Raw genomic sequence first — 14,673 nt, 5'->3', positions numbered from 1 at the left:
CGGTCACTCGTCACTGCTCACCCTTTTTATTCCAACCCCCGCTCGGCCAGCTCGATGGCCTTCATCATCGCCCGCGCTTTATTGCAGGTTTCCTCATACTCGTGCTCGGGGTTCGAATCCGCGACGATGCCCGCTCCGGCTTGAATGAAGGCGCGATGTTTGGAGACGACGACGGTCCGTATGTTGATGCACATGTCCATATTGCCGGAAAAGCTGACGTACCCCACCGCACCGGCATAGGGGCCGCGCCTCGTCGGCTCCAGCTCCTCGATGATCTCCATGGCCCTGATTTTCGGCGCGCCCGAGACCGTGCCTGCGGGAAAGCAGGCCCGCAGGACATCATAGACGGATTTGGACGGAGCCAACCGACCCGTGACATTGGAGACGATGTGCATCACGTGCGAATACCGCTCGACATTCATGAGCGACTCGACCTTCACCGATCCACTCTCCGCCACACGCCCGACATCGTTCCGGCCGAGGTCCACGAGCATGATATGTTCGGCCCGTTCTTTCGTGTCGGCCAGCAGCCGGCGCTCTAACTGTTCATCTTCCTCGGCGGTCGCCCCGCGCCGCCTGGTGCCGGCAATCGGACGAACCGACACGAGGCCGTCTTCGCAGCGCACGAGAATTTCCGGCGACGATCCGACCAGCTCCACCCCGGCGATCCGGAGGTAGTACATATAGGGGGACGGATTCACGACCCGCAACGCGCGATAGAGCTGAAACGGCGGCGCATGCAGATTGGTCTCCCACCGTTGCGACAAGACACACTGAAAAATATCCCCGGCCTTGATGTATTCCTGAGTCCGGCTGACCATCTTTTCAAAGTCGGCCTTGCTCATGTTCGGCGTAAACGTGATCGGCGTGCGGCGTCGCTTCGGAGCTTTCCGCCTCAATGGTCGCCGCAACCGGGTAATCATGCGCTCGATCCGCGTCGTCGCATCACGGTAGGCTTGACGAATGCCCCGCTCCGACGCGGATTTCACATGGGCGTTGGCCACGACTTTAATTTTCTGGGCGACGTTGTCGAAAATCAGCAGGGTATCCGTCAGCAAAAAGGCGAACTCGGGCAGATTCAGGCTGTCCTTCCGCCGAAAGGCCAGATCCTCGAACGTCTTGACCATATCGTAGCCCAGGTAGCCCACCGCCCCGCCGACGAAGCGCGGCAGCCCCGTGACCGTGACCGGCCGATAGGTCTCCATGAACTCCCGCAACCGATCGAGCGGCGCACCCTTGCAGGCGATGCGACGGCTCCGTGTGCCCTTCTTGATGACGAGATCGCCTCGATCTTCCACCATCACGATCGGGGAGCCGCTCCCGAGGAAGGAATAGCGGGCCCACTTCTCTCCGCCCTGCACACTCTCCAAGAGATAGGCGGACGGGCCATGATCGATCTTCGCAAAGGCGGAGACCGGCGTTTCATGGTCCGCCAGGATTTCCCGGTACAGCGGAATGAGGTTCCCCTCCTTCGCATAAACCCGGAACTCATCCAAGCTGAGAGAATAGGTCGGTGTGGGCATGGGAAACCGGTGTATTACTCCATTCCAACGATCAGTTTCTGCCCGACTTCAATGATGTCATCCGGCAGCTTATTCCATTTCTTGATCTTTTCGACCTCGACTCCGTAGCGGCGGCTGATCCGGAAGAGCGTTTCTCCCGGCTTCACCACATGGATGGTGGTGCCGGTCGCCGCAGCGGATTTTGTGCCGGGCTTCGCCGTCTCCGTGAGGTTGAACAAGCCGGACACATCCTTCGTCGGGTCAGGCGCCGTAAGATCCGTCTCGTGAGGAACGGACGCCACAGCCTCCGGCTTCTTGACTTTGCCCGACGGCGCCGCGGGCATTTTCCGCATGTCTTCCATGGCCTTCCGTTCTAATAGGGCGGACTCTCTGACTGCATCCATCTCTTCCTGCATCCGCGCCATCTGTTCCCGTGCGGACTGGACCTGCGCCGTGAGTTCGCGGTTGCGGGCTTCGAATTCCGCCAATTCCTTCTTCGTCCGTTTGACTTCGCTATCCAGCTCCGCCGTCCGCTTCTCTTCCTGCGCCAGCAGCCGCTGAAAATTCAAGCTTCTGGTCTTTTCCGCGTTATACTTTTCCTCCAGCACGACGCACCCGCTCAAGAGCAGCGCGGTGCACACCACTGCCAGGCCCATTGCCACCATTTTGGGTCTCTGATCGTCCACTCGCAAACCCTCCCTGTTCATCGTGCGCCGCCTGCGCGTCCTCCGGCATTCACCGGAAGATCGCTCACCCTGACACAACGTGCCTTTGACCATATTGCAGTCGCCGGGACTCTTAAGAATACGGTCCAACGCTGTGAAAGTCAAAGCGAATTGGACCCCTCAAGGGGGTTTGACCCTCCCGGATCGCTATGCTACCGTCCGCTCGATACCGATTATCTAACCAAGAGTCCCTCGCCCATGATGGAACAACGCCCGTCCGCATCCCCGGCCAGAACCATGGTCGTCCAGGGGATCACCCTTCACCTGGCTCAACCGATGACGTCCCTGCAGGAATGGATCGGAAGCCGTGAGCCGTTGCAGCAACTCCTGGCCTGCTGGTTGATGGTGGATCCCCGCGATCTGCCGCTCTCGCCCCGCATTACCGGCCCGCCGGGGATCGGCAAGACGACCCTGGCCATGTCCGGCGCGAAGGAACGCAAACAAGACCTCTACGTCTTTCAATGCACCGCTGATACGAGGCCGGAAGATCTCCTGATTACGCCGGTCCTGGCGGAATCGGGCACAATCGCCTATCACGCGTCCCCGCTCGTCACGGCCGTGCTGACGGGAAGCATCTGCGTCCTTGATGAAGGCAACCGGATGAATGAAAAGAGCTGGGCGTCGCTCGCGCCGCTCCTGGATCACCGGCGCTGCGTGGAGTCGATCATCGCCGGCATTCTCATTCAAGCGCACGAGCATTTTCGCTGTTGCGTGACGATGAATGAGGACGCCTCTACCTATGAAGTCCCCGACTATATTCTCTCCCGGCTCCAGCCCACGCTTGGGCTGGGATTTCCCTCGCGGGAAGACGAGATGGCGATCCTGCGCTATCATCTCCCCTTCGCCGCGGACGAAGTCTTGACCCTCGCCGTGAGTTTTCTGCAGGAGGCCCACCAGCTCAATCTGGAATACTCGGTCAGGGACGGGCTCCACCTGATTCAATATGCGGTCAAGCGGCTGGCGCAGGACCCGGCCCACCCGGTCGCGCTCGATCGGCTGTGGCAGGAGGCCCTGGTGAAAGTGCTGGGACCGGACTCCCTCAACCTGGAAGATCAGTCGCGGCGAAGAGCCCGTGCCATGGGCGCGCACTCGTTTCCCAAAGGCCTGGGCGATTTCTTCTTTGAAGAAGACGACCCTCTACACCCGGGGCGTTGAATGGCTCGTTTCACGCCGAGCGAAGCGCGCGTTCTCAGCCTCTCGCCCAGGATCGATGTACTGCCGGTTCTCCATGGGAGCGGCGATATCGCGCAGGAAGTCCGGGAAACACTGATCGGCAAACACTACGACTGTCTGGCCGTGCCGCTCCCGCCGTCGCTGGAAGACTCCGTCGAACAGGCGGTCACCCGTCTCCCGCAAATCAGCCTGGTTATCCTGCCGGAGCCCAACCGGGACGAAAACACGACCGTCAGCTTCGTCCCCGTCGATCCCTGCCAGGCCGTCATCATGGGTATCCGGGTCGCGATGGGTGAAGGGATTGCGCGCGCCTATATCGATCGCGAAGTCGAGCGATTTGAGCCCACACCATTTGCAGGCCCCGACCCCTATGCCGTGAAGTCGGTGTCGCTCCCTGCGCTGGCGGCAGCCACACTCCCATCCCTGACCGCCCCTCTCGCCGGCTCACAACAGGCCAAGCGTGTCGCCTGGATGGCCTTCCGGTTGCACGAGCTGGAACTCGATCATGAGTCGATTTTGTGTCTCTGCCACTTCACCGATTGGCCGTGGCTGCGGGCTTCGTATCAAGCCCGCGCACCGTATGATGTACCGGAGCCGATTTATGAACGACCGGTGCGCTGTGCGGTAAACCGGGATTCCCTCTACTTTGTGCTGGGCGAACTGCCGTTTCTGACAGAATTATATGAACGCCGCCGGGCTGAAGTCCGGTCGGATTGGAACCTGGCCATCGACGGAGTGAAAGAGCTGCTCATCGAAACGCGGACGCGATGGATCGAGCAGCATCGCGCAGAAGGCGCGTCGATTCCCGATTGGGTCACGCCGCAGATCCTCCAAGCCCTCCTCCAGTATGTACGGAACCTGACTCTGCTGGAGCGGCGGCTCACCCCATCCCTCTATTCTTTGGTGGTTGCGGCGAAGCAGACAGCGGGAGACGATTTTGCCGTCATGTTGCTCAAAACGGCGAAGGATTATGGCTATCAAGTACAGGAAGACTGGTCCCGCCTTGAATCGGTCACGGTCGGCATTGACCAGATGGAATTGCCAGGCGGGACATTGGCTGTGGCAAAGAATCGTTTGCCGGGTGCCCCACTCGTCTGGAAATCGCTCTCCTTGCGGCCGAAGCCGGACCGGAGAACCAGTCGCAAATGGTCCTATCTCTGGAATCCGCAGCGCCAATGTTCCTGGCCACCGGAAGACCAGAAGATCGAGAGCTTCAATACCCATGTCCGGGAGCAGGCCCGCGCCCTGATCGGCGCCGACCTGGCCAAGACGGAAAAATTCACGACGTCCATGAAGGACGGGCTCGACCTCCGGGAGAGCCTGCGCCGATGGCTCGGCGGGCGACGCCCGACAGGCGGAACGCTCGGCACGAACGTCGGCTCATTGCCACACATGGATCTCTATGTACGTGAGGTTCCGCCGGCACGCGGCAATGTGGAAGTCGTCATCTTTCTCTTCGATACGCCGGCCGATCCTCAGACCTACTCCTGGCAAGCCACGTGGTTTGCCGAGCATCAGGAAGAATCGACCCTGTGTTTTTACGCCACCCCGTTTGCGGATGACATGGTTGGCCCTGGCATCGGCCAGTCACGATACGGAGGCGCGCTGTTTCTCTTTCCCCCACGCCCGATACCGGACATCTGGAGCGATCCCAACCTGGCCTTCGCGACCACACTGGAAGAACGATTGATTGCTGCCGGAGCGGCACATACGCGCGAGCCTCATATCGCCATCGTCTCGCCCATTCCGCCGCGCGCCCGCTGGCGCTGGATCGCCCGGCAATACGGCCGCAGGCTCGTCACGCTGCCGCTCACCAGGTTTTCAAGCCAGACCCTTGACCGACTCCGTCGCTTTCATGTGTTGAATGGCCACGAGATCAGAAGCTATGCCGCACGATTTATTCGATAACCTGCCGCCTGATCCGCCAACATCCGACGGCGCCCGTTCTTCTCCACAGGAGCGGATCGAATGGCTGCGACAGAAAATCCGGCATCACGATTACCTGTACTACGTCAAAGACCGGCCAGAGATTTCCGACGCCGAGTACGACCGTCTCTTCAAAGAGTTATGCGACCTTGAATCGGCTCACCCCGATCTCCTAACTGCTGATTCCCCGACCCAGCGGGTGGGGGGCATGCCCCTCGCGGAACTGGGCAAGGTCCGTCACGAACGGCCGATGCTCAGCCTTGATTCCATCGTCGATCCGTCCGATGTGCTGGCATTCGATCAACGGATGAAACGGGAGCTTGAAACGGATCAGGTGGAGTACACGGTCGAACCGAAATTCGACGGCCTCTCCGTCGAGCTGGTCTATGAGCGGGGCCGCTTGGTCCGCGGCTCCACCAGGGGCGACGGAACCACCGGCGAGGATGTGACGATCAACCTCCGGACGATCCGCTCCCTTCCCCTTCACCTGCGCAGCGACTCTTCTCCCCCTGCCCATCTGGCCGTCCGCGGCGAAGTCTATATGAAGCTCGAAGATTTCCACGCGCTGAACCGGGCGATCACGGAACGAGGGGAAGAGGCCTTTGCCAATCCGCGCAACGCCGCGGCGGGGTCTCTCCGGCAACTCGACTCGCATATCACCGCGAGTCGTCCCTTGGTGATCACCTGTTACGAAGCCATGGCGGTATCCGCTCAGCCTCCGACATCCCACTGGGAAGAGCTCGATGCACTGGCCGATTGGGGACTTCCCATTCCCAGCCACCGGCGTCGATGCCGAACCATCGAGGAGGTCATCGCGTTCCACCGTGAGACCGAAGAGGTGCGCGACGACCTGCCCTATGAAATCGACGGCCTGGTCGTGAAAGTGAATCGTCGGGACTGGCAGGAGCAACTGGGCTTCAAGTCCCGCAGCCCCCGCTGGGCGATCGCCTTCAAGTTCGCCCCGCGCAAGGAAATCACGGTGGTGCAGGATATCGTCGTCTCGGTCGGACGCACGGGCACACTCACTCCGGTCGCTCTCCTCCGGCCGGTCGAAGTCGGCGGCGTCACAATCAGCCGGGCGACATTGCACAATGCCGATGAAGTCGCCAGAAAAGATATTCGTGTGGGCGACACCGTCAAGGTGGAACGGGCCGGCGATGTCATCCCGGCCATTGCCGAGCGCATCCCGGTTCCCGGCGAATCCCGTTCCGAGCCGTTTTCGATGCCGGATCACTGTCCGGTGTGCGGATCGGCGGTGGGACGCGAAGGAGCCTATTACTATTGCACGGGCCAGGCCGGATGCGTCGCGCAACTAAAAGGCGCGATCGAACATTTCGCCTCCAAGCAGGCGCTCAATATCGAGGGGCTCGGAAAAAAGACCGTCGCGCAGCTTGTGGACCATGGACTGGTCGGCAGTCTGGCCGATCTCTATCGCCTGACCCGCGATCACTTGATGCCACTTGAGGGGTTTGCGGAGAAATCGACTTCGCTGTTGCTGGAGGCCATTCAAGCGAGCAAAACCGTTGCGCTGGATCGTTTCTTGATGGGGCTGGGAATCAGGCAGGTCGGTCAACATATCGCCAAGGTCCTGGCCAGAGAATTCGGTTCTCTCGATGCCATCATGAATGCCGATGAGGCGCGCCTCCGGTCCGTCAAGGAAATCGGACCGGAAATTTCCGCCAGCCTCGTCTCCTATTTTCGGGAGGAGTCGAATCGCCGCGTGATCGATCAACTCCGGTCGCTCGGCATGGTCATCGAAGAACGGCAGACGAGCGCTCCGGCGGCATTCCTCCCGTTGGCGGGGAAAACGTTTGTCTTTACTGGCGGGCTCGATCGCTACAGCCGCGATGACGCGAAGCGGCTGGTCGAACAACAAGGCGGAACCGTGACCTCCAGCGTCAGCAAACACACCTCATTTGTGGTCGCAGGCCGTGATCCCGGGTCGAAACTCGACCAGGCTCACAAGCTGACCATTCGGGTTCTCACGGAGCAGGAGTTTACTGAGTTGGTGAATCCCTAGGAGAGATTAGCTGACAGGATTCAGGCTAGGCGCTTCGACAGAGACCGGGGTTTTTTCTTCCTTATAGATGTTCACGCTGCGAATCGAGCGCGGATCGGCCTCGTGCACCACCAGCCGGCAATGGCCGATATGCAGCTCCTCCCCGGCTTTGGGAATGCGGCCCAGTTCGCCTTGAATCAGCCCGCCGATGGTCAAGGCTTCATCTCCCAAATCGACCTTGAAGAAATCATTGACCTTCCGCACCTCGGTTCGACCGTGAACCAGAATCTGATTCTTGCCGATACGCTTGATGAGCTCCTCGGTAATGTCGGTCTCATCCACGATTTCGCCGACTACTTCCTCCAGGAGATCCTCCAGCGTCACCAATCCCATCACCCCGCCGAACTCGTTCACGACGATGCCCATATGACGCTTTTCCTGCTGAAACTGTTTCATCAGGTCGTCGGCGGTCTTGCCGGCCGGCACGAAGAGCGCAGGATGCGCGATATCTTTCAGTTTGACGTCCATACGCCCCTTGGCCAGTTCCGTGAGCGCCTTCGTCTTGTAAAGAATCCCGGTGATGTTGTCGAGCGTGCCGTCATAAACCGGAATGCGAGAATATTTCGAGTTATAGAGCAGTTCCTGCGCCTCTTTGAGCTGCAGGCTCCCGTCTAATGAGAACACATAGATGCGCGGCGTCATGGCATCTTCGGCCGTAATATCTTTGAGCTGAAAGACGTTCTTAATCATCTTCACTTCTTCGGATTCGATCTGGCCCACTCTGCCACCCTCGTCGAGCATGATCTTGAGCTCTTCCTCGGTCACCAGCGGAAGGGTGAGGCCCTTGCCCCCGGTCAACTTATGGATCAGAGGGACCATCACAAACAACAGGGGTCTCAGCATCAGCTGAACGCCGTACACGGGGTAAGCCATATTCAGCGTGACCGGCACAGCAAACTTGGCGGCCAAAGTCTTGGGAATCACGTCAACCGACACGAGGAGGACAAACGTCAGGACTCCCACCGTCACGGCAATGGCTTCGTCAAACGAGGTCTTTCCCCCGTAGGCATTTAATGTAATGAAGGTGGCAAACATCGGGATGGCCGTCCCCACCAGCCGGTCTCCGACCAGGATGGTGGACAAGAGCTTCTGGGGATCGCTCCTGAGCTCAAGCGCCATAGCTGCCCGTTTATCGCCGTTCTTGGCAATGGCCCTGAGGCGGGTTTCATTGACCGCAAAGAATCCTATCTCAGCCGTTGAAATAACAGCAGATAATCCAATCAATCCCAAGAGGATGAGGATATCCATGACGGCCTTTGATTAGAAACGGCGAGCCACAATGGCTCGCCCAGATAGATGAGGAGTACGGCCCGGCCTGATAGAACCGGTTATCCCCGTGAAGGTGCGATCAAACGAGATGGACCATGTTGAGGAAATCATTCTCATTGAGCACAACATGTATCATAGGAGCTTGCCCAGGGCAAGTCATTCTGAAAAAGATGCAGAATAATCAATCAGTTCCATAACGATCCATCTCTGGACCTGTGGAGGCACTCCGGACGGAGGAGATAGGAGATAAGGAGCACTTTGACATTACCCATCGTCCCGTATCACGAAAGACTGGAGATCATAATCGGCGTCGAGGCGGGCCGATGCGGCCTGAGCCTGGGATTCGGTCAAAAACTGCCCTACCTGCACCCGGTATCGCCGCCCGTCAGGCAAATCAACCTGCGTAATCCGCCCACCCGGATACAGCGTCCTGACACGATCAAACAACCCTCGGGCATTCTGTAGATCGGCAAAAGACCCGACTTGAACCCGCAAGACCCCCATACCCTCAGGTCTGCCGGTATACCCCACCACGCGCAACTCGATCTGGTCAGTCCCGTTCCCGATCATCCCGATGGCTCGTGCCCCGGCTAAGGACAGATCCAGCACCCGCCCTTTGGCAAATGGGCCCCGGTCATTGATTCGAACGGTTACTTGCCGGTTGGAGGTTAAGGAGCGCACGACAGCCACGGATCCCAAGGGAAGCGTCCGGTGGGCGGCCGTCAGTTTGTGCATGTCATACCGTTCGCCGTTTGCCGTCTTGTTTCCGTCAAATCCCGGCCCATACCAGGAGGCAGTCCCTCGCTCAACAAATCCAATGGGATAGCCAGGAAATCGTTCGACGGGAGGAGCTTGCGTCCGGCAGGACTGCAGAAGCGAACAGAGCACCAGAACGAAAAGGATTCGAGCAGCGGAATATCGTCGAATGGGCTGGATGGCCCTCATCGATCAGAACTCGTCGAGTGACTCATCGCGCAAGACGGCCAGGGCTTTGGCCGTATTGGATACCGTCAAGACGACAATGGCACGTTTTCCCTCCCGTGAGGGAGTGCAGTACCCGCATTTGATGTTGATCCGGTTTTTCGTCAGCAGATCGGCGACATCCATCAGGGCGCCCGGTTTGTTTTCCAGGCTCAAAATCAGGGCGGTCTCTTCACCGAACCGGATCTTGGCTGCTTTGAGAGCCGCTCTGGCCCCATCGATATCTGCGACCAGCAGGCGGAGCTTCCCCGTTCCTGTCACCTCGGGAGCAGAGAAGGCTTTGATATTGACTCCGGCTTCACCCAAGACAGAAGCGACTCGGGCAATCACACCCGGCTTGCTCTGACCGCTGATGACCAATTGAGTTGTTGTCGGCATAGGTCGTACTCCAAGCTGAATTTGCGCTATCGAAGGGGGCCCGCGTGCTCTAGCGGGAACACATCAGAAACAATCAGCTTTCCCGCTCATCCCACTGCGACTTCTTCAACGGAGACCAGGACTTGCAGAGATGTTTGATACCGGGGCAGCGCCCGATTCTTCCCATATCCATATAATGCCGGCCCGTTGAACTGAATGGGGACCGGAATCCGGTCGTGGCCCCTCTCAAGGACCAGCTCCGCGCCTGACGGCAGAACCGCCCGGACTTCCAATCATTCATCTCCGCCTCTCCCTATCATAGCTGTCGAACGGGTACGATCCCAGAGAATCCGAACATCATTCAGCCGGTGCGAGACGACCCATAACCATCATACTATCAGGAAGAGATCCGGCCTTGAAGCAGCGGATCGTGAGGGCTCATCCTGCGAATAATATCCCTTACAGAATCTGAACGACGCCGTTCACAAATCCGTATTCGTAGATACTGCTGAATCGAAAATCAGCCGAGGCGGCCATCTTCTCTGCCAGCGCACGAGTGCCGCGTGGAATCAGAAGATATATTGGAATGCCGGGGACCGCAGCGCACCGCCACTTTCTGTGCGTATCCGGGTCAGAAAGTGAATCCTCCGTTTCAACTTCGGCCGACCATAAGAGACGATTGCCTCGCGGACTGAAGTCCCAGCCGACGATATCCGATTCCTGGGGAGCATCATCCCACGAATTGTGGTCGGGCCCGGTCTTGATCGTCACCCTGCATTGAAACGCCTTGGCCCACCGCTGCGCCACCTCGCTTACGATCTGGTCATGAACGGTTTCTATCCGGCTTTCTCGAAGAATGGTACTCATACGAACCTCCTATAGCCCCCCGCACTTTTCAGGGGACTTATAGTCTGTCGACGTACAGAGAGTATTCGATCCCGACATACGCTTCATTGATGCGGGTGTACTGGTTCCCTCTTTCCAGTCTAAGAAGGTCTGTTGCCATCCACGCGATAACCGGTAACTGCAACGTTTTGTATTATGAACACCCGTTCGTCGCCCCGCAACTGACACACTTGAGGCAGGTGCCGTTCCGGACCATCGTAAACTGTTTGCACTCAGGGCAAGGATCGCCTTCATAGCCCTTCACCTTGGCGCTCTGCACCTCGGTCAGGGTCAAGGTCTCGCGTAGAATTTCCACTTTTCTGGCCACGCTATGGCCATGACCGTTCCCATGGCCATTACCCTTGGCGCCGTTCCGGCGGGTCGGCAGATGTTCGATGCTCACCGATGATTTGGCCAACGCCTCGAGATCGGCTTCCTCATCCACACACTCGGGATCCTGCTCGTCCTTCTTCATGGAATCCATGCGCAGGTCATCGTCCTTCACCTGAGCCAGGTCGTACCGCTCCAGATACGTCACGGCAAGTTCACGGAAGATGTAATCGATAATCGACGTGGACATCTTAATCCGATCGTTTAACTTTACCGGTCCATTGGGTTCAAATCTTGTGAAGACGAACGCTTCCACAAACTCTTCCAACGGCACGCCGTGCTGCAATCCCAACGAGATGGCAATGGCAAAACAGTTCATCAAGCTCCGGAAGGCTGCCCCTTCCTTATGCATATCCAGAAAAATTTCGCCAAGGGTTCCGTCCTCGTATTCGCCGGTTCGCAGATAGAGCTTATGCCCTCCGACAATCGCTTTTTGCGTATAGCCGTTCCGCCTTCCCGGCAAGGGCCTTCGTTTAGCCAGATACCGGACCAGGACACGTTCGGTGATCTTTTCGGCCGCTGCCGCCACCGCATCCGTCGTCATCTCGACGGTTTTTTCTCCGTCGCTCGAGGAACTGAGCGGCTGGCTCAACTTCGAACCGTCCCGGTACAAGGCCACGGCCTTGACCATGCTCTTCCACGACAAGAGATAGGCCGACTTGACGTCATCCAGGGTCGACTCAGCCGGCATGTTGATGGTCTTGCTGATCGCACCGCTGATGAACGGCTGGGCTGCCGCCATCATCCGGATATGGGCATCGACGGCAATATACCGTTGGCCGATACGGCCGCACCGGTTGGCACAATCGAAGACCGGTAAATGCTCCGCTTTCAAATGCGGAGCCCCTTCCACCGTCATCGTCCCGCAACAGTAGTCGTTCGCTGCGGCGATTTCCTCCTGGGTGAAGCCCAACGCCTTCAGCATATTGAAGTTGGGCTCGGCCAGCTGGGCTTCCGTCAGATGCAATTTCTCAAGGCAGAAGGCTTCACCGAGGGAAAATTTATTGAAGGCGAATTGAATCTCGAACGCCTGCGCCAACCCGCTCTCGAGACGGTCAAGGGTCGCATCGTCAAACCCTTTTTGCCGCAGCACCTCGTGATTGATAAAGGGCGCTCCCTTGAGGGTCTGCGCGCCGACACAATAACGGACAATCTCCTGGATCTGCGTTTCAGAATAGCCCAGCGTCGTTAAGGCCGCCGGAATACTCTGATTGATGATCTTGAAGTATCCGCCGCCGGCCAGCTTCTTGAACTTCACCAGCGAAAAATCCGGCTCGATCCCGGTCGTGTCGCAATCCATTACCAAGCCGATCGTGCCGGTCGGCGCGATCACCGTCACCTGGGCGTTCCGATAGCCGTAGGCGCTGCCGAGTTCCAGGGCGCGATCCCAGGCCCGGCGCGCGGCAATGAGGAGATCCGGCGGACAATGCTCCGGCTGAATCGCCATGGGAACGATCGTCAGCCCTTCATATTCTTCAGGAGCCGCGTTGTACGCCGCCCGGCGATGGTTACGAATAACGCGCAACATGTGCTCGCGATTCTTGGCATAGCCCGGGAACGGCTTGAGTTCCGCCGCCATTTCAGCCGACGCGCCATAGGACTCGCCGGTCATGATCGCGGTAATCGCGCTGCAAATGGACAAGGCCTTCGGTGAATCGTAGGGAATCCCCTGCCGCATCAACACAGTGCCCAGATTGGCATAGCCCAACCCGAGCGTGCGGAACTCGTAGCTCTTCTCCGCAATCGACTGGCTGGGGAAGGAGGCCATCAAGACACTGATTTCCAGCACAATCGTCCACAGCCGGACGGCATGGCGGAAATCTTCCAGGGCAAACTGGCCGTCGGCCGTATAAAAGAGCGCCAGATTCAGCGAGGCCAGATTGCACGCCGTATCGTCCAGGAACATGTATTCCGAACAGGGATTCGACGCATTGATCCGGCCGTCTTCCGGACAGGTATGCCATTCATTGATGGTCGTGTCGTACTGGGTGCCGGGGTCCGCGCAGATCCAGGCCGCCCAGGCAATCCGGTCCCACAGATCGCGCGCCTTCACCGTCTTGCACACTTTGCCGTCGTTGCGCCGCGTCAGGTGCCAATCCGCGTCGTTCTCCAGGGCGCGGAAGAATTCGTTCGGGATGCGCACGCTGTTGTTGGAATTCTGCCCCGACACCGTCTGATAGGCTTTGCCGTCCCAGTTCGTGTCGTACTCATGGAAGACGAAGTGCGTGAACCCCTGCTGGGCATAGGAATACATGCGCTGCACATAGGCCTCGGGCACCATATCGCGCCGGGCCGCAGCCAGTGCCTCGCGCAACAGGGGATTGTTCTTCGGATCGATGTCAACCTTCGTCTGACCGTCGCCGGAGACGACATGGCAGGCCTTCAACACCGCATTCAGGCGCTGGGCGCATATCTTGGAGCCCGTGACCATGGCCGCGACTTTTTGCTCTTCAACGACTTTCCATTCGATAAATTCTTCGATGTCCGGATGGTCCAAGTCCAGACAGACCATCTTCGCGGCGCGCCGCGTCGTCCCGCCGGACTTGATCGCCCCCGCCGCCCGGTCGCCGATTTTTAGAAACGACATCAGGCCGGACGACCGTCCGCCACCGGACAGCTTCTCCCCGTCGCCGCGCAAGCGGGAGAAATTGGTCCCCGTTCCCGACCCATATTTGAACAGGCGGGCTTCGCGAACCCACAGATCCATGATGCCGTTGTCGTTCACCAGGTCGTCTTCCACCGACTGGATAAAGCAGGCGTGCGGCTGGGGGTGCTCAAAGGCATTGGTCGCCTTCACCACTTTGCAGCTTTGGGGATCGACGTAATAATGTCCTTGCGCCGGACCGGACAATCCGTAGGCATAGTGCAGCCCCGTATTGAACCACTGCGGAGAATTCGGCGCGGCCATCTGCCGGGCGAGCATGTAGGAAATCTCGTCGTGAAAGGCGTCGCTGTCTTCCGGCGTCTTGAAGTAGCCGTAGGCCTTCCCCCAATGGGTCCAGCAACCGGCCAATCGCTCAAACACCTGGCGCGCGTCGCGCTCCCCGCCGAGCACCGGCTTGCCGGCCGAATCGGTGAGAGGCTGTCCGGCCTGATCGACCTGAGGAATCCCGGCCTTGCGGAAATACTTCTGGGCCAGGATATCAATGGCCAACTGGGACCACTGCTCCGGCACATCGATATTGTCCAGCTTAAAGACCGTGGAACCGTCGGGATTCCGAATCTCCGACGACCGTTTGACGAACGTGAGACCCTCGTAGGGACCCTGACCACGACGGGTAAATCTCCGCTCAATTCTCACAATCCCCCTCCTTTGAAAGAGGCTCGAGGCGCCAGACAACGTGATGACATATATCGGCTCATAGTTTGATCAATACGAACGTGAATAAGTGACGAATATATTCGA

General features: G+C 58.7%; 10 protein-coding genes. 3 read left to right on the top strand and 7 right to left on the bottom strand.

All coding sequences use genetic code 11. The annotated features are described in order from the left end of the window. Nucleotides 1-26: 26 nt before the first annotated feature. Nucleotides 27-1,523 (bottom strand): anthranilate synthase component I, encoded by a 1,497-nt coding sequence (gene trpE / locus ACO9S2_RS16430; RefSeq protein ID WP_423723484.1) that lies wholly within the window; start codon nt 1,521-1,523, stop codon nt 27-29. A gap of 14 nt (nt 1,524-1,537) precedes the next feature. Next, on the bottom strand, nt 1,538-2,188 hold the full coding sequence (locus tag ACO9S2_RS16425; protein ID WP_423723483.1) for a LysM peptidoglycan-binding domain-containing protein: 651 nt from the start codon (nt 2,186-2,188) through the stop codon (nt 1,538-1,540). 237 nt (nt 2,189-2,425) lie between these two features. Between ACO9S2_RS16425 and ACO9S2_RS16420 the strand changes: the two genes are divergently transcribed. The 3 genes from ACO9S2_RS16420 to ligA are packed head-to-tail and all read left to right on the top strand — an operon-like array spanning nt 2,426 to nt 7,346. Further along, entirely contained in the window at nt 2,426-3,382 is a 957-nt protein-coding gene (locus tag ACO9S2_RS16420; protein ID WP_423723482.1) for an AAA family ATPase, read from the top strand. Beyond that, nucleotides 3,383-5,308, top strand: coding sequence for a hypothetical protein (locus ACO9S2_RS16415; protein WP_423723481.1), 1,926 nt, complete (start codon nt 3,383-3,385; stop codon nt 5,306-5,308). Then, the gene (gene ligA / locus ACO9S2_RS16410) at nt 5,286-7,346 is read left to right on the top strand and encodes an NAD-dependent DNA ligase LigA (protein ID WP_423723480.1); all 2,061 of its coding nucleotides are present in this window, start codon (nt 5,286-5,288) and stop codon (nt 7,344-7,346) included. The genes ACO9S2_RS16415 and ligA overlap by 23 nt, the downstream gene beginning before the upstream one ends. Before the next feature lie 6 nt (nt 7,347-7,352). On the opposite strand, the gene ACO9S2_RS16405 is transcribed toward ligA, so the two are convergent. The 5 genes from ACO9S2_RS16405 to ACO9S2_RS16385 form a co-directional block, all read right to left on the bottom strand. Beyond that, nucleotides 7,353-8,633, bottom strand: a complete 1,281-nt coding sequence (locus tag ACO9S2_RS16405; protein WP_423723479.1) for a hemolysin family protein — start codon at nt 8,631-8,633, stop codon at nt 7,353-7,355. Between the two features lie 285 nt (nt 8,634-8,918). Beyond that, nucleotides 8,919-9,599 carry a septal ring lytic transglycosylase RlpA family protein gene (locus ACO9S2_RS16400; RefSeq protein WP_423723478.1) on the bottom strand — a complete coding sequence of 227 codons (681 nt, stop codon included), beginning with the start codon at nt 9,597-9,599 and terminating at the stop codon, nt 8,919-8,921. A gap of 3 nt (nt 9,600-9,602) precedes the next feature. Continuing rightward, the gene (locus tag ACO9S2_RS16395; RefSeq protein WP_423723477.1) at nt 9,603-10,013 is read right to left on the bottom strand and encodes an ACT domain-containing protein; all 411 of its coding nucleotides are present in this window, start codon (nt 10,011-10,013) and stop codon (nt 9,603-9,605) included. Between the two features lie 438 nt (nt 10,014-10,451). Then, nucleotides 10,452-10,859, bottom strand: a complete 408-nt coding sequence (locus tag ACO9S2_RS16390; protein ID WP_423723476.1) for a hypothetical protein — start codon at nt 10,857-10,859, stop codon at nt 10,452-10,454. 172 nt (nt 10,860-11,031) lie between these two features. After that, nucleotides 11,032-14,568 carry a vitamin B12-dependent ribonucleotide reductase gene (locus ACO9S2_RS16385; RefSeq protein ID WP_423723475.1) on the bottom strand — a complete coding sequence of 1,179 codons (3,537 nt, stop codon included), beginning with the start codon at nt 14,566-14,568 and terminating at the stop codon, nt 11,032-11,034. Nucleotides 14,569-14,673 lie beyond the last annotated feature (105 nt).

Source organism: Nitrospira sp. NS4 (assembly GCF_049546785.1).
Taxonomy (GTDB): domain Bacteria; phylum Nitrospirota; class Nitrospiria; order Nitrospirales; family Nitrospiraceae; genus Nitrospira_D.
The sequence above is the reverse complement of the archived record's forward strand: the minus strand, read 5'-3'. Positions and strand labels throughout refer to the sequence as shown.

Coding starts and splice junctions, on each gene's coding strand:
- trpE (WP_423723484.1), bottom strand. CDS start 1,523: ATGCCCACACCGACCTATTCTCTCAGCTTGGATGAGTTCCGGGTTTAT.
- ACO9S2_RS16390 (WP_423723476.1), bottom strand. CDS start 10,859: ATGAGTACCATTCTTCGAGAAAGCCGGATAGAAACCGTTCATGACCAG.
- ACO9S2_RS16405 (WP_423723479.1), bottom strand. CDS start 8,633: ATGGATATCCTCATCCTCTTGGGATTGATTGGATTATCTGCTGTTATT.
- ACO9S2_RS16415 (WP_423723481.1), top strand. CDS start 3,383: ATGGCTCGTTTCACGCCGAGCGAAGCGCGCGTTCTCAGCCTCTCGCCC.
- ACO9S2_RS16395 (WP_423723477.1), bottom strand. CDS start 10,013: ATGCCGACAACAACTCAATTGGTCATCAGCGGTCAGAGCAAGCCGGGT.
- ligA (WP_423723480.1), top strand. CDS start 5,286: ATGCCGCACGATTTATTCGATAACCTGCCGCCTGATCCGCCAACATCC.
- ACO9S2_RS16400 (WP_423723478.1), bottom strand. CDS start 9,599: ATGAGGGCCATCCAGCCCATTCGACGATATTCCGCTGCTCGAATCCTT.
- ACO9S2_RS16420 (WP_423723482.1), top strand. CDS start 2,426: ATGATGGAACAACGCCCGTCCGCATCCCCGGCCAGAACCATGGTCGTC.